Source organism: Marinicrinis lubricantis, assembly GCF_042658665.1.
GTDB classification, from domain to species: Bacteria; Bacillota; Bacilli; order Paenibacillales; family KCTC-33676; genus Marinicrinis; species Marinicrinis lubricantis.
In genome coordinates, this window is record NZ_JBHSQV010000186.1 from 132,937 (window position 1) to 146,977 (window position 14,041).

Annotated in this window: 13 protein-coding genes and 1 riboswitch; of the genes, 7 read left to right on the forward strand and 6 right to left on the reverse strand. The window is 46.2% G+C overall.

Annotated features, from left to right (window positions below):
- Positions 1–151: 151 nt before the first annotated feature.
- Positions 152–1,135, forward strand: coding sequence for an FtsH protease activity modulator HflK (gene hflK, locus ACFPXP_RS21850; RefSeq protein WP_379896608.1), 984 nt, complete (start codon positions 152–154; stop codon positions 1,133–1,135).
- Positions 1,132–2,004 (forward strand): protease modulator HflC, encoded by an 873-nt coding sequence (gene hflC / locus ACFPXP_RS21855; protein WP_379896609.1) that lies wholly within the window; start codon positions 1,132–1,134, stop codon positions 2,002–2,004. The genes hflK and hflC overlap by 4 nt, the downstream gene beginning before the upstream one ends.
- Before the next feature lie 76 nt (positions 2,005–2,080).
- On the opposite strand, the gene motB is transcribed toward hflC, so the two are convergent.
- Both motB and motA read right to left on the reverse strand, forming a co-directional pair.
- Positions 2,081–2,923: a flagellar motor protein MotB gene (motB, locus tag ACFPXP_RS21860; protein WP_379896610.1), complete on the reverse strand. Its 843-nt coding sequence runs from the start codon at positions 2,921–2,923 to the stop codon at positions 2,081–2,083.
- Positions 2,895–3,716, reverse strand: coding sequence for a flagellar motor stator protein MotA (gene motA, locus ACFPXP_RS21865; protein WP_379896611.1), 822 nt, complete (start codon positions 3,714–3,716; stop codon positions 2,895–2,897). The genes motB and motA overlap by 29 nt, the downstream gene beginning before the upstream one ends.
- A 306-nt stretch (positions 3,717–4,022) precedes the next feature.
- Here motA and ACFPXP_RS21870 point away from each other — a divergent pair, with 306 nt between their 5' ends.
- Together ACFPXP_RS21870 and ACFPXP_RS21875 are read left to right on the forward strand one after the other, a co-directional pair.
- Positions 4,023–4,313: a hypothetical protein gene (locus tag ACFPXP_RS21870; protein ID WP_379896613.1), complete on the forward strand. Its 291-nt coding sequence runs from the start codon at positions 4,023–4,025 to the stop codon at positions 4,311–4,313.
- Positions 4,314–4,466: 153 nt separating this feature from the next.
- Complete coding sequence (locus tag ACFPXP_RS21875) at positions 4,467–5,117, forward strand: hypothetical protein (protein ID WP_379896614.1); 651 nt, start codon at positions 4,467–4,469, stop codon at positions 5,115–5,117.
- Between the two features lie 88 nt (positions 5,118–5,205).
- On the opposite strand, the gene ACFPXP_RS21880 is transcribed toward ACFPXP_RS21875, so the two are convergent.
- The 3 genes from ACFPXP_RS21880 to ACFPXP_RS21890 form a co-directional block, all read right to left on the reverse strand.
- On the reverse strand, positions 5,206–5,679 hold the full coding sequence (locus tag ACFPXP_RS21880; RefSeq protein WP_379896615.1) for a C40 family peptidase: 474 nt from the start codon (positions 5,677–5,679) through the stop codon (positions 5,206–5,208).
- Positions 5,680–5,683: 4 nt separating this feature from the next.
- Positions 5,684–5,819: riboswitch (cyclic di-AMP (ydaO/yuaA leader) on the reverse strand.
- Between the two features lie 109 nt (positions 5,820–5,928).
- The gene (locus ACFPXP_RS21885) at positions 5,929–6,747 is read right to left on the reverse strand and encodes a hypothetical protein (RefSeq protein WP_379896617.1); all 819 of its coding nucleotides are present in this window, start codon (positions 6,745–6,747) and stop codon (positions 5,929–5,931) included.
- A gap of 11 nt (positions 6,748–6,758) precedes the next feature.
- Positions 6,759–8,777: a M1 family metallopeptidase gene (locus ACFPXP_RS21890; RefSeq protein ID WP_379896618.1), complete on the reverse strand. Its 2,019-nt coding sequence runs from the start codon at positions 8,775–8,777 to the stop codon at positions 6,759–6,761.
- A gap of 150 nt (positions 8,778–8,927) precedes the next feature.
- Between ACFPXP_RS21890 and ACFPXP_RS21895 the strand changes: the two genes are divergently transcribed.
- Entirely contained in the window at positions 8,928–9,440 is a 513-nt protein-coding gene (locus ACFPXP_RS21895) for a YwhD family protein (RefSeq protein ID WP_379896619.1), read from the forward strand.
- A gap of 293 nt (positions 9,441–9,733) precedes the next feature.
- Here the strand turns inward: ACFPXP_RS21895 and ACFPXP_RS21900 are convergent, their stop codons facing one another.
- Entirely contained in the window at positions 9,734–11,824 is a 2,091-nt protein-coding gene (locus tag ACFPXP_RS21900) for a transglycosylase domain-containing protein (RefSeq protein ID WP_379896621.1), read from the reverse strand.
- A gap of 385 nt (positions 11,825–12,209) precedes the next feature.
- On the opposite strand from ACFPXP_RS21900, the gene speE reads away from it, so the two are divergent.
- On the forward strand, positions 12,210–13,037 hold the full coding sequence (gene speE, locus ACFPXP_RS21905) for a polyamine aminopropyltransferase (RefSeq protein ID WP_379896622.1): 828 nt from the start codon (positions 12,210–12,212) through the stop codon (positions 13,035–13,037).
- A 24-nt stretch (positions 13,038–13,061) separates the two neighbouring features.
- A complete protein-coding gene (gene speB / locus ACFPXP_RS21910; protein ID WP_379896623.1) occupies positions 13,062–13,931 on the forward strand; it encodes an agmatinase in 870 nt (289 codons plus the stop codon).
- Positions 13,932–14,041 lie beyond the last annotated feature (110 nt).

Consider the following 14,041-nt stretch of genomic DNA (forward strand, 5'->3'; position numbering starts at 1 on the left):
ATAAAGGCCGTTTTCCAGCAAAGCTGGAAGACGGCCTTTTTTATTTATCCAATGCTCATAAAATGACGCCTTGGTAGCATCAAAACTGGAACCAAAGACCTTGTTTTTACGTAAGAACATATATCACAGAACAGAGAGAGGGGAACCCATAATGAACGGTCATGAACAAGAGTCCTTTCAGCTGCCAAAGCTGCCGAAGGGATTTTGGAAAAAGTTGATCATTGTTGGGGCGATCATTATCGTGATTGCCGTTGGCTATTCGATGTTTTATACCGTAGAGGAGCATGAAAGGGCAGCCATTCTAACATTTGGTCAATATTCGGCTACGGAAGGACCAGGTTTACATTTTAAACTGCCATATCCGCTTCAGGAAGTCGTCATCCTACCAGCGGAAAAGACGCAAAAGGTCCATATTGGGTATAGGGAAGTGAACGGGCAGATTGAATCTGTTCCTGAAGAATCGCTCATGATTACAGGAGATGAAAATATCGTCTCCGCTGATGCGGTCGTGGAGTGGAAAATAAGCAATATTGAACAGTATCTTTATAATATTGAGGATCCCGAGAAGTTTTTGCGCAATGCAGCTAGTGCATCGATTCGCTCGGTCATCGGCTCGAATAAGCTGGATTATGTCATTACGGACGGGAAAACTGTCATTCAAACGGAAGTGAAGAGCAAGCTCGAAGAACTTCAGCTGCAATATCAAACGGGGATTCAAATCATCGATTTGAAGTTCCAGGATATTGAACCGCCGGAGGGTGAAGTGCAGCAAGCGTTTAAGGAAGTAACCAATGCTCGTGAGGAAAAAAATACGAAGATTAATGATGCGCAAAGGTATACAAACGATAAATTACCAAAAGCTCGCGGTGAAGCACAAGCGCTATTGGAAAATGCTGAAGGGGAGAAAAAGTCCCGGATATTAAATGCCGAGGGGGATGTCGCACAATTTAATGCGATTTTCGAAGAATATATGAAGAATCCCGCGGTCACAGAGAAACGTTTGATTTTAGAAACGCTGGAGCAGATTTTACCGAATGCCAAAATTATCATCACCGATCAAGGCAGCGACACGGTAAATTATCTTCCGCTGAATGAATTGCTGAACAGCACGAAGAAAGGAAGTGAGGAGGAATGAAGAAGCGCTGGCTGATTGGTACACCGATTGTTGTGATTCTCGGACTGATCCTGCTCTTTTCCTCAGCATATATCGTTCGTGAAGGTGAATACAAAGCCGTTTTACAGTTTGGCGAAGTGCAGAGCATTAAAGAGAATCCAGGTATTCATTTCAAAATTCCGTTTATTCAAAGCGTAACGAGCCTGCCAAAGTATCAGATTATTTATGATAGTTCTCCATCGAATATATTAACTCTCGATAAAAAACCGATTATTGTCGACAATTACACCGTCTGGAGAATTGAAGATCCACAGAAATTTTTAAGAACACTGCAGACGGTTGAGAATGCGGAAGGTCGTATCGGTGATGCGACTTATAACGCGGTAAGACGGAAGCTATCTGAAATTGAATATGGAAAAATTATTTCTGAAGAAACAGCCCGCGGCAATTTAAATGATGAAATTACGAAAGAAGTGGCCTCCGTCTTGGAAAGGGACGGGTACGGCATCGCCATAACAGATGTCAGAATAAAACGTACGGATTTACCGGATGACAACAAGCAGAGTGTCTTCAATCGGATGATATCCGATCGGAAGGCCATTGCGGCTAGTTACTTGTCCGAAGGGGATGAAGAGTCTCGAAAAATCACCTCCAATGCAGACCGGCAGGCGACAGAAATCGTCGCACAGGCACAAGCGGATGCAAAACGCATCATCGCGGAAGGTGAACAAGAAGCTGCTCAAATCTATAATGAAGCTTACAGTAAAGATCCAGACTTCTACAATTTATATCGGACGCTGCAGAGCTACAGAACCACATTGAACGGTGAACCTGTCATTATGCTCCCTATCCATTCACCGTACGCAAGTATATTATTAGGCGGAGAGTAATCAGTCCATAGGGATTGGAACAGAATATGACAATAAACAAGGCTGCGATCTTGAAGTCGCAGCCTTGTTTTATATATTATTGCTGGTCTGTCGTGGAAATCTCAACCTTATCTTCTTTAAACTTACGCAGGATGGACACCTCAACGCGGCGGTTTTGTGCTCTTCCGACATTCGTGTCATTACTGGCTACAGGGCGATATTCACCGTATCCCGTCGCACTGAACCGTTCCGGTTTAAGCTGTTTGTCCTCCAGCAATATTTTCATGAAGTTCAGGGCTCTCTCCGTACTTAAATCCCAGTTAGAAGGGAATTGCGCTGTTGAGATGGGGCGATTGTCCGTATGACCGGCAATGATAACTTCATATTCAGGGTAGGCTTTCAGCAAGTCACCAATGGCATGCGCCATCTTCTCTGAATCAGCCTTCACCTCGGCGCTTCCGGAATCGAACAATGCATTATCGCGAATCGTAATGAGCAGGGAAGATTCATTCAGCTTCGTCCCTAATTGATCCTTTAACCCATTATTTTCAATATATTCATCCAGTTGTTTCTTCAGTTCTTCCAGCTCAAGCTGCTCCTGCTGCATTTGCTCCATTTTTAATTCCTGTTCTTCTTGCAGCGCGGCTAATGTATCAGAATCGATGGTAGAATCCGTAGGACTTGGATACACTTCGGTATCGGGATCGGTATATCCGCCGCTTTGATCAATAGGACTTGGTGAGGTCTCAAAGAAGCTTAATCCTCCAGTAAAAGCGTCATTGAAGGATTCTTTGATTTGATCGAACTTTTTCTGATCCACTTGACTGGATGCGAACAAAACGATAAATAAGGCCAAGAGCAAAGTTAATAAGTCCGAATACGGTACGAGCCAAGATTCATCGACGTGCTCCTCATGATGCTCCTTGTGCCGCTTCTTCATTCATCGTCTCCCCCTTCGAGTCCGCTTCTTCTAATGATTTTCTTTCTTCAGGGGTTAAGAAGACGGACAATTTTTGACTGATGGCAATGGTTGAGACACCAGACTGAATGGAAAGAAGACCTTCTACAATCATCAGCTTCATGTCGACTTCCTTTTTGGACAGCCGTTTTAGCTTGTTCGCTATAGGGTGCCATAGAACGTAACCAGAGAAAATACCGAAAAGCGTAGCAACGAAAGCAGCTGCGATCGAATGACCTAATTTTTCGATATCGGTCAAGTTCCCAAGCGCTGCAATCAAACCAACCACGGCCCCTAGTACTCCCAGTGTCGGAGCATATGTACCAGCTTGGGTAAAGATGCTTGCGCCGACCCGGTGGCGATCCTCCATCGCGGAGATGTCTTCCATCAGAACGTCTCTTACAAAATCGTGATCATTGCCGTCAATGATCATCCGCATGCCGCCTTTGAGGAAAGCATCGTCGATTTCATCAACTCGGCTCTCTAATGCAAGAAGTCCTTCTCTGCGTGTAATGGAAGCCCATTCGACAAACAGATTGATCAGTTCCTTTTTGGAAAGCAGTTTAGGCTGTGCGAAGACCAGTTTAAACAATTTTGGCACGTTTTTTAGATCTGACATTGGGAACGCCATCAATACGGCTGCGGCTGTTCCGACGAAGATAATTAAGATCGCCGCATAGTTCAACAGAACGGAGATATCCGCGCCTTTCATGACCATCCCGACACCGACGGCGATAATCGCAAGTATGATTCCAAAAACAGATGATTTCTCCATAGCTACTCTCCTTTATTTGTACCTGCAAAGCGGAATGCAGGCTGTACTTCTTTGAAAACGATTTTAACATGGGGTATTCGACAAAAACATACGCAATGTGCTGTAATCTGCACTCTTCATTGTTATCGGCAAAATGTAAGAAATTCTTAAGAGGAACTTCACGCAAGTAACTCTAAAATTCGACAGGAAAGAGATGGTTATTGGACCTGTGAATGAGAGATGCTGGGGATTGTCCTATTTTGCAATACATGAGAACAAAATGGTATGTTAGTACCAACAAGAAAAACCAAAGGAGGTGCTGGAAGGATGGGTGTTAAGTTTGGAAGAGAGTATGAACAAATTCATCAAGAACTGACCGAGGCCATTTCGAAAATAGATAAATTTTATGAGATGTTTGAAATGTCAGAATTCCATTGGTCGCATCTTGCAGAAGATGAACAACATAAATGTGCGGCGACATTGGCTGATGATATTTTCTATGCATTGGGTGAGGATCCTGAAATAGAGGTCGGAAGCGGTAAAATTACTTACGTTCATCAGCTTCACCACATCACGGTGCACGATGGACAGGATTTACGAGTCATCTCCTTAATATGAGACGAAACCGCTTCGGCTGAAGCGGTTTTTTATATGGAATAAATCAGGATGGTATGGGAAAAACTTCAATAGCAACTTTGCTTTGTCGTACGCGTATCCATACATAACAGTCCAGTAACGGAAAAAACAACATGATGGTGGGAGGAGTAATTAATGAAAAACGCCGTTGCTTTGTTGCTGCTTATCGCACTGATCACATTCCCAGCTTGTTCCTCATTCCATAATAACTCGAATGAACAAGGCATTTCGCTGACCAACGAGCAGGCCGTTCCGAATGAAAATGCCGATTCGGGAGCAACGGATGAGCAGATTGTGACGGAAAGGGCGATGGAAGCCGTACAGTTATTGAAGGAACAAAATTTTAATCAGCTGTCCAGCATGGTCCATCCGGAAAAAGGGGTTCGATTGAGTCCATACGCTTTCGTGTATTTGGATCAGGACATTACGCTTTCCGCTGATCAATTGGTCTCCGAGAGCGTTAGTAGGGAAATGAGGGTTTGGGGACATTATGATGGATCGGGAGAGCCGATTGAAGCGACTTTTAGCGGATACTATGAGCAATTTATATTTGATGTAGACTTTTCACAGCCAGATGAAACGAGCTTCAACCGCAGAATCGGACAAGGGACGACTGCCAACAATGCGTTTGAGGCTTATCCTGAAGCGCACATCGTGGAATTCCATATTCGGGGAATCGAAGAGGAAGCAGAGGGAATGGATTGGAGAAGTCTCCGCCTTGCCTTTGAACAACTGGACGGTACTTGGTATCTCGTTGGAATCATTCACGATCAATGGACGATATAATCGGGCAGGCGGTTCGTTATGAACAAAAAACACAGCTCCCTTGGAGCTGTGTTTTTTGTCTGTTATGTAGATCATATACATTCATATTCTATTGTTGCGGTTGTTCCACAGCGATCCGGTCATACAGGTATTTACCCAGCACTCGGCGGGCTTTCACATAACGCTGAGCATAGTACTTCTCGCTCATATCGCTGATGATGACGCCGTCATCAGTAGCAGAATGAACGAATTTGTTATTGCCTAGGTAAATCCCAACATGGGAGATGCCATCTCCGCTCGTGTTGAAGAACACAAGATCGCCTGCACGTAAATCCTTCTTCTCCACAGGGTTTCCTTTGGAGGCCTGTGCACTGGAAGAATGAGGTAGTTCGATGTCGAATTGCTTGAATACGTATTGAGTGAAACCGGAGCAATCGAAGCCTTTGGTTGTCGTTCCAGCCCATTCGTAATCTGTTCCCAGCAATTCGTCTACGGTTTCTTCCAGCGGTGATGCTGCCCATGCACTGCTAGAAAATGCAAGCAGCAGCACGATCGATAGCACCATGATGCTATATTTTTTCAAAGCAAAATACCCCTTCCGATGCCTGCGAGGTTAGCTTATGGGTTCGGTCGAAGGTTCCCTAAGGCTCTGAACATCAAGCCTATTCACCCGAAGTGGTTCCCCCGTTTCCCTGATTCCAGGGAATTCGGCAGTATATTTTCACAAAGAAGAGGTATTCGCCCTTAAATTGCAATTTCCTTCTTTTTCACTCGAAAAAAATTTCATCTTGTTGAAACTTGCTTTAGTTTTTCACGTTATAAGGCGAGAAAATCATTGCTGGTGATTCATTTTCCAAAGCTCATAGTGCGAGCCGATTTCCCAAAATCGAAATAATACGCGGACGAGATGGTAGACCTGATATAAAATGACTGCAAGCAGTCCTGCCCAAAGCCACGAGGCCAGGAAATACAAGGATGTAGCGGCAATCACTACGCCAAAGACCGCAGCGCTAATAAGAGCGGATCGGTGCAGCATGGTCGACAAGGAAGTGATGCCTTTGAGCAGCTCAGTTTCAGTCAGTAATCTGAACTGGTTGTACATGAAGATAAGCTTCAAAAAGATGAGATACACCAAGTAAAGTGCGAAAGTCAGCCAAACCTCCTCCAAGTACGGCAGCAGCTCATAGTGCGTTTGCAGCTTGCCGATCCATAAAGGGAGAAGCCAGTAGAGAGGGGCAGCTGTCAGCACTACCCTGAGTCCATAATATAAAGCGAACACTTTAGCATATTTTTGGACACCTTTTCGGAAGGAACGGCGCTGTCTGTGGCCTGTCACGTGGAAGGTGTAAAATAATCCGGATTGAAGAATCGGCGTGAGTACCATTCGAAGGAGAAGCAGCCCTCCTAATCCCCATAAATACGGTTCAATCATATCGGTTTTTGTCAGGCGAAAATGAAATTCAAGCCAGTACAGCTTCAGATCCATAGGGTTCAGGACATCGCCTGGATACCTCTGCAGAATGGGCACCGTAATCGATCGAATTAAACGGTAAAGGAAGAAGCCCCAGATGAAATGATAAAAGTAAAACATCAGTATTAATAAAGGGTGCCCGTAAGCTGTTCGCCAGCCGCGTAATAGTAACTGCTTCAAAACGTGTCACCTCACCATCCCAGTAGTCCAAATATAAATTCTAATGCTTGCGCAGTGCCGATATTCCATTTGGTTTCTTCTTCCTTCGGAACTTCCGCCTTCATGAAATTGTTGATTCGGAGGTTCTCCAGGGTTTGTTCGTAGGATCGATCCAGTCCCGCCCAAGACAGCGGTGCTGAATGAGTAAAGCGAAACACGAACTGCTTTTCTTTGCCTTCCCAGAGTTTGGTGACCTCCGTCCCGTCGTCAAATCGGAATAGAATGGATACTGGAATATAGCTGCCGCCGTTTCTTGTAATGGTGACGGAAGACTCGTAGGCTTTTTGTCCGTTTTGCTGAACGACTTTCGTATCGATTTGTTCGATACGATAATCCACCATTTGTCCGTCGAAAACAAATTGTTCAAAGAATTGATCCCATTCCTTTTTGGTGACTTGCTCGAGTACCGTTTGAAAGCTGGTACTGTCCGGATGTTTAAACTTCCATCGCTGAAAATAGGATCGGAGCACCTGCTGCATTTTGTTCTCTCCGATTTCATCCTCTATGGCCAGTAAAATCAGCTTGGCTCTTGTGTACACATTGTCTGCGTAATGCTGATGGTTGTCATAATGCCATGAATCCAGCTTTAATGGAGCGGGATTGGTCATATAAATCGATTCGACCGGCGTAACAGGCGAAATATCAAATTCCTTCTCCATGACTTTATCCTCGGCATATGAAGTGAACCCCTCATCCAGCCAGGCTTCTTCAAATTCATTGCTGGCCACCATGCCATACCAGTATTGATGACCAATCTCGTGGACGATGACGCGCTCCAGCTCATAACCAGGATTGGCCTCATCGGCTGCCCACCCTGTAATGAGTGTCGGATATTCCATGCCTCCCGCACCGTTTGCCCCGGCAGGAGGGACGACAATCGATAAGGTCGAGTAAGGATATGTACCATACCACTTGCTGTAGCTGCTTATCGCTTTTTTGGCTGCGTAGAAGTAGCGGTCTTTCAGCTCTTTGTGAGAAGGATCCAAATATAGCTTGATTTTCATGCCTGGTACCGCTGAGGAAGAGAACGACATTTCTTCATAAAGAAAGTTGGGAGAAGCCGCCCATGCAAAGTCGTGTACGTCGTCGGCGTAGAAGTGGTAGATTTTACGGTTTTCGGCTACTTTGGTCTTCGAGGCAGGGAAGCCCGTTGCGGCAACGATGTAATTAGAAGGGACGTTGATTTTGACATTATAGATTCCGAAGTCGGAATAAAATTCCGAATTGCCGTGATATTGGTGCAGATTCCACCCTTCATCCGTCCGCCCTCTGGTGCCTTTCGGTTCATATACCGCGATTTTTGGGAACCATTGACCCGCCATAATAAAGTCATCCGCATAACCCATGCGGGCATAGACGCGAGGAAGCTCTACTTCAAATCCGATTTGCAAAGTGAGTTTCTCGTTAGGCTGTACATCGTCCGGCAAACGAACCTTCAGCAACGTATGGTCGTCCGGATTTTCGTCATCCGGCTGCACATACTGGACTCTATGCTTCAGCTCATCTCCGTCTGTCGTTTGGATCGACGTGATTTGTATGCCTCCGAATGAGTCTTCCTGCATTTTATCAGCTCTAAGCTGTCCCCCGGATTCCTTATAGAAGGTGGTGTTCTTCGATTCAAAGGCATTGGCATACAGATGCAAATACACTTCCCTTACAGGCTCTGAACCGGGGTGCTTCCATGTGAGAGTCTCTGTACCGATTAACGATTTATCCTGTTCGTTCAGCTCCACATTCAGATGGTACTCGACAATCCGCTGACTTAGTGCGACTGGTTTGGGCTTCTCAGGGGTAATGACCGTATCCGGTGCGGGCGGAACGTTATTCAGTCCCATCCCTTGTCCTGGCTGCTGCGTGATCGGTGCATTTTGGTAGGCAGCTTGTTCAGGCTTGGCCTCAGGCACAACATAAGAAAGCACCGCAGCGGTGAGGAGGATTACCACGGCCGGAAATACGAATTTTTTTCGCAGCTTTAAGCTCGATTCCTTCATCCATTTCACCTCGTTGACAAGCATCTGTTGCATGTATATGCGGGACAAGAATAGATTAGTCTCGGGAATGAAAACTTCTTGTGCAAAAAGATGAATTGTAGGGGGGTTATCAGCTATAATGGTAGAAAAGCGTAGAGTGAAGGGTGCGAAATGATGGATAACAAAAAGCTTTCACTGAATATTATTTCAACGAAAAAAAACGCACATCAAGGGTTTGGCTCGGGTATGATCGACTTGAGCAATTTATCCAGTGTGATTATTGATGGCGACGAGGCGTATATTGACTTAGGCGCATTGCACGCCAAGAGCAAGGTGGAGCGGAGAATCAAATTTCTGACAGAACGCTCAGAGGTTCCAAACGGTCGGACGGTGTGGCTCGTCTGGGTGGCGGTAGATCGCACGGAGCAAGGCGCCTATTATGCCGGATTAACCGCATGCGAGATGTTGATCGACACGGAGGCGAGAAGAGGATGGAAAATTCTTGCCCAGCACGTGAATTTGATGGACCGCGCACTAAAGAGAAAAGTCATTCTTGATGGTTTGGGCACGAAGGAGAAAGGGCTTCTTCGTCAAGTATTGATCGACAACAATGCAGATATATGGGAACGGACACCGCAGGAAATTAAAGATCAGCTCGAAGGTGAAGGGTCTGAGCAGCAGTGATTTCTTGGAGGCAATCCAACGATTTCTTTGAATGATTGTTCGAACGAAAGTAATTCATTTTCGTTTGAACGCGAAGGTAGAAGAGTAAAGGAAATCCAACGATTTCTTTGAATGATTGTTCGAACGAAAGTAATTCGTTTTCGTTCGAACGCGAAGGTAGAAATCGTTGGATAGGGTTGTACGTTCGAAATTTTTCATATAAAATGGTGAAAGATGTTTCGGCATCACACACTAGGACAGAAAAGAGGCAGGCGCTCTGAGCGTCTGCCTCTTTTCGCTTGTTTAGCGGTGCATTAATCATTCCACCAACGCTTCAAATCCTCCAGCCAAGATCGCTGCTTTTGGGACTCGTCTGTGACCTCAGGGTCTTCTGCGGGTGGTTCGGGACTGTGTGCAGTACAATATTCGGAAGGTTCCGTCCCGCGAACGAAAGCCTCCAACCGGGCGTCTGGGCAATCAGGCGTAGCGAGCAATCCGCTTTCTGGATCAATGTAAACATGCACGACATTTTCCGGAATGGGGAACAGCTTTGGAGGAATCGCCTCCAGTGCCTTTTCGGTAAATTCCGCGAAAATCGGTGCAGCTAAAGTGGATTCTGCAGAGCTGATGACACGGCCTTTGTCATGGCCGACCCATACGGCTGTGGCCAGTTCCGGGGTGAATCCAACCATCCACGCATCGCTGTCGGTCGTGCCTGTTTTAGCGGCAACGGGTCGTTTCATCAGATGAGCGACACGGCTGCCCGTCCCACCGTTTTCAAATACGCTTTCCATTAAATAAGTCAGCACGTATGCGTGCTCCGGAGCAACGACCTGCTCATGCGTAGTCTCCGCTTCATATAGCACATTGCCCTGTGCGTCAACGATTTTGAGAATGGCTATTGGCTTCATACGTACGCCTTGATTTGCGATCGTACCGTAAGCGGAAGCCATTTCCAACGGACTCACGGGTGACGTTCCTAAAGCAAGGGAAGGGAGCGCCCTTAATTTGCTGGATATGCCGAGCGCCTGAGCGGTTTTGACAACCTCTTCGGCACCGACATCCATAATGGTGTGTACGGCGTAAATGTTATCTGAGTGGGCGATGGCGTATCTTAGATCGATTTCCTTATTCGGATACTTGTTCGCAAAATTGCTGGGCATATACGTTTTCTTTCCATTGTCATATGTGAAAGCGGTGGGTTCGCTTTTATACGTATGAGTTGCTGTGAAATCGTTGTGCTGCAGCGCCGTTAAATAAACAAACGGCTTGAAGGCCGAACCAGGCTGCCTGGAGCCGCTGAGCGCCCGATTATATGTAGATTCTTCGTATTTCCTCCCGCCAATCATGGCTTTAATATAGCCGTTTCGAGGATCGATGGCAACAAGAGCGGCCTGCGGTTCAGCCCCATCCATATATTTAGCGACAACTTCTTCTGCAGCTGCCTGCATCGATAGATCCAACGTGGTGTACACCTTAATGCCGCCTTCGTCGAACATTTTTTCGTCCAGGCCGAGTTCGTCTACGGCAATGCTTCGTACATAATCCCGAAAATAGGGGGCTAGGGAAGGCTTAGGTCCTTCTAAAGGCTTGAATTCAAGCTGTTCATCTAATGCCTGCTGCTGCTCCTGCTTCGTAATGTATCCGAGATCGACCATTTTTTGCAAAATGACGTGTTGCCGTTCAATCGCGTTTTCTTTATTCAAATAGGGAGAATAGTAGGCCGGTCCTTTCGGCACGCCTGCGAGCAGTGCGCTTTCCGCTAAAGACAGCTCGGAGGCATCTTTTCCGTAGTAGGCCTGTGCGGCGGTTTGAACACCGTATAGGGAATGGCCGTAATATACCTCATTCAAGTACATCTCTAAAATTTCTTCTTTGCTGTACTTCATCTCCAGCTGGAGTGAATACATCGCTTCTTTGAATTTCCGAGTCCACGACTTTTCATGGTTTAAGTATAAATTTCTAGCAAGCTGTTGGGTAATTGTGCTGGCGCCTTGCACTTTGTCCATATGCTGTAAATTGACTAGAGCCGCACGGGTTAATCCTTTAACATCCAACCCAAAATGGTCAAAGAAACGCTGATCCTCGATCGCTAAGGTAGCCTGAACTAAATAAGGGGATATTTCCTCCAGCGGAACGAGCTGCCGATTTTGACCGGAATAGTATTCATCGATGACTTTTCCATTTATATCGATGATTTGTGACGTTTGCGGTATGTATGTGACTGGCAGGGCTTGTCCTCTTAAATAGAGCAAAAAGCACCCTGAGACCAAAAAGCAGGCGATGAAACCGAACGCCAAAAAGGAAGAGCAGCGCTTGAGGAGGCGAAAAGACTTATTCGGTTTAGGGATAGTGGGTGCGGATTCCGATCCTTCTTCAGGGACGGTGTTATGCAGTTCAGTCATGAAGAGGCGCTCCTTTCTGCAGCGGCAAAGTTCCTTCAATTACCAGTATGGTTGATTGTTATTTTTGCTATACATTGCACCCGGATGAATTGTAGAAAATCGTTCGTACATTTGATTGGATTTTTCCTTGGCAACACTGGATATGATTGCATTTTTGCATGATTGATCTATAATACTAAGGGATGTGATCTGGTAGTGACGAAAGATCCTTACCCGTTGGATGATTGCAAGGCAAATAGGGAATTCTGGGGTAAAGATCCGCTTATGTATCGCAGCAGGGCTAGACGGGGCTGTCCCGCCTTTTGCGAAAGGCTTGCTGGCAAGTCATTTCCTTGTGTAGGGCATGGCTCTGATGAAAGAGTTCAATGAGAAAGAAGGAATGAAGATGGAGCTTTGGTATACGGAGAAACAGACGGAGACATTTGGCATTACAGCAAAAATTAAAGAGACTCTCGTGACGGAAAAAACGGAGTTTCAAGATTTGGCGATTATTGATACGGAACAATTCGGACGTATGCTCGTACTGGACGGCATGGTCATGACCACCGTTAAGGACGAATTCGTATATCATGAGATGGTGGCCCATCCGGCACTATATACACATCCTGATCCAAAGCACGTGCTGGTGGTCGGCGGCGGAGACGGTGGAGTCATCCGCGAAGTGTTGAAGCATCCGCAGGTAGAGAAAGCAGTGCTTGTTGAAATTGACGGCAAGGTGATTGAGTATTCCAAGAAGTATTTGCCGGAAATCGCAGGCGAACTGGACAATCCGCGGGTTGAAGTCATTGTTAATGACGGTTATATGCATATCCATGACCATAAAAATACGTATGATGTCATTATGGTCGATTCGACAGAACCGGTAGGTCCAGCAGTAGAGCTGTTTACGAAAGGGTTCTACCAGGGCATTTATGATGCGCTGAAGGAAGACGGCATTTTCGTGGCACAGACAGATAATCCATGGTTCAAAGCGGATTTAATTCGCAGTGTGAATAAAGACGTGAAGGAAATTTTCCCGATCGTTCGCGTATATCAGGCGAATATTCCGACCTATCCAAGCGGACTGTGGACCTTCACGATGGGAAGCAAGAAATACGATCCGCTGGAAGTCGATGAGGCGCAAATTCCGGAAATTGATACGAAATATTATACGCCTCGACTGCATAAGGCAGCATTTGCTTTGCCGAAGTTCGTTGAGGATCTTTGCAAATAGACGTAGGAAGGAAGACAAGCTACTATGCGTTTGGATCAAGCCTACTCCGGCAATATTTTTATCGCGAGCAGTGAAGACTACGCATCTGCTCAAGCTGTCATCTACGGAATGCCGATGGATTTCACGGTCAGCTTCCGGCCAGGTTCGCGTTTTGGTCCGGCCCGTATTCGCGAGGTCTCTATTGGACTTGAAGAATACAGTCCGTATCTAGACCGCACGCTCGATGAGATTCGTTATTTCGATGCGGGGGATCTGCTGCTGCCATTCGGTAATGCGGGACGCAGCTTGGAAATCATCGGAGAATACGTTGAGGGACTGCTGAAGGATGGGAAGATGCCGATCGGTCTTGGCGGTGAGCATCTCGTCAGCTGGCCGGTCATCCGCGAAATATACAAGAAGTACCCCGATTTGGCGGTCATTCATATTGATGCTCACGCAGATCTTCGAGAGCAATACGAAGGGGAGCCGCTGTCTCACTCGACTCCAATTCGGAAGGCGGCCGAGCTGATGGGCGGCAGCAATATTTATCAATTCGGCATTCGTTCCGGCACGAAGGAAGAATTCGAATATGCCAGAAAGAACATTCATTTTTATCCGTTTGATGTGCTGGAACCGCTGATGAAAGCTTTGCCAGAGCTGGAAGGTCGTCCGGTTTATGTAACGATTGATATCGACGTGCTTGATCCATCTGCTGCGCCGGGAACAGGTACAGCGGAAGCGGGAGGTATCACGTCTAAAGAATTGCTTGCAACAGTGCATGCCATCGCCCGATCGAAGGTGAACGTCGTCGGTGCCGATGTCGTGGAAGTAGCACCGGTATACGATTCGTCGGAACAGACCCAAATTGTTGCCTCCAAGCTCATTCGTGAAATGCTGCTTGGATTTGTGAAGTAGTTGGACTGAAGTCCTGCATTTGCTTTGTGTGAATGCAGGACTTTTTTTGTAATCCAAATCCGGGTATCCAATCCAACCCCATCAAATTTTTGATTATCAAGGGCTTTAAT

Bases quoted from the DNA above. Each gene is read 5' to 3' on its own strand.
- hflK (WP_379896608.1), top strand. From the start codon at position 152: ATGAACGGTCATGAACAAGAGTCCTTTCAGCTGCCAAAGCTGCCGAAG.
- hflC (WP_379896609.1), top strand. From the start codon at position 1,132: ATGAAGAAGCGCTGGCTGATTGGTACACCGATTGTTGTGATTCTCGGA.
- motB (WP_379896610.1), bottom strand. From the start codon at position 2,923: ATGAAGAAGCGGCACAAGGAGCATCATGAGGAGCACGTCGATGAATCT.
- motA (WP_379896611.1), bottom strand. From the start codon at position 3,716: ATGGAGAAATCATCTGTTTTTGGAATCATACTTGCGATTATCGCCGTC.
- ACFPXP_RS21870 (WP_379896613.1), top strand. From the start codon at position 4,023: ATGGGTGTTAAGTTTGGAAGAGAGTATGAACAAATTCATCAAGAACTG.
- ACFPXP_RS21875 (WP_379896614.1), top strand. From the start codon at position 4,467: ATGAAAAACGCCGTTGCTTTGTTGCTGCTTATCGCACTGATCACATTC.
- ACFPXP_RS21890 (WP_379896618.1), bottom strand. From the start codon at position 8,777: ATGAAGGAATCGAGCTTAAAGCTGCGAAAAAAATTCGTATTTCCGGCC.
- ACFPXP_RS21895 (WP_379896619.1), top strand. From the start codon at position 8,928: ATGATGGATAACAAAAAGCTTTCACTGAATATTATTTCAACGAAAAAA.
- ACFPXP_RS21900 (WP_379896621.1), bottom strand. From the start codon at position 11,824: ATGACTGAACTGCATAACACCGTCCCTGAAGAAGGATCGGAATCCGCA.
- speE (WP_379896622.1), top strand. From the start codon at position 12,210: ATGGAGCTTTGGTATACGGAGAAACAGACGGAGACATTTGGCATTACA.
- speB (WP_379896623.1), top strand. From the start codon at position 13,062: ATGCGTTTGGATCAAGCCTACTCCGGCAATATTTTTATCGCGAGCAGT.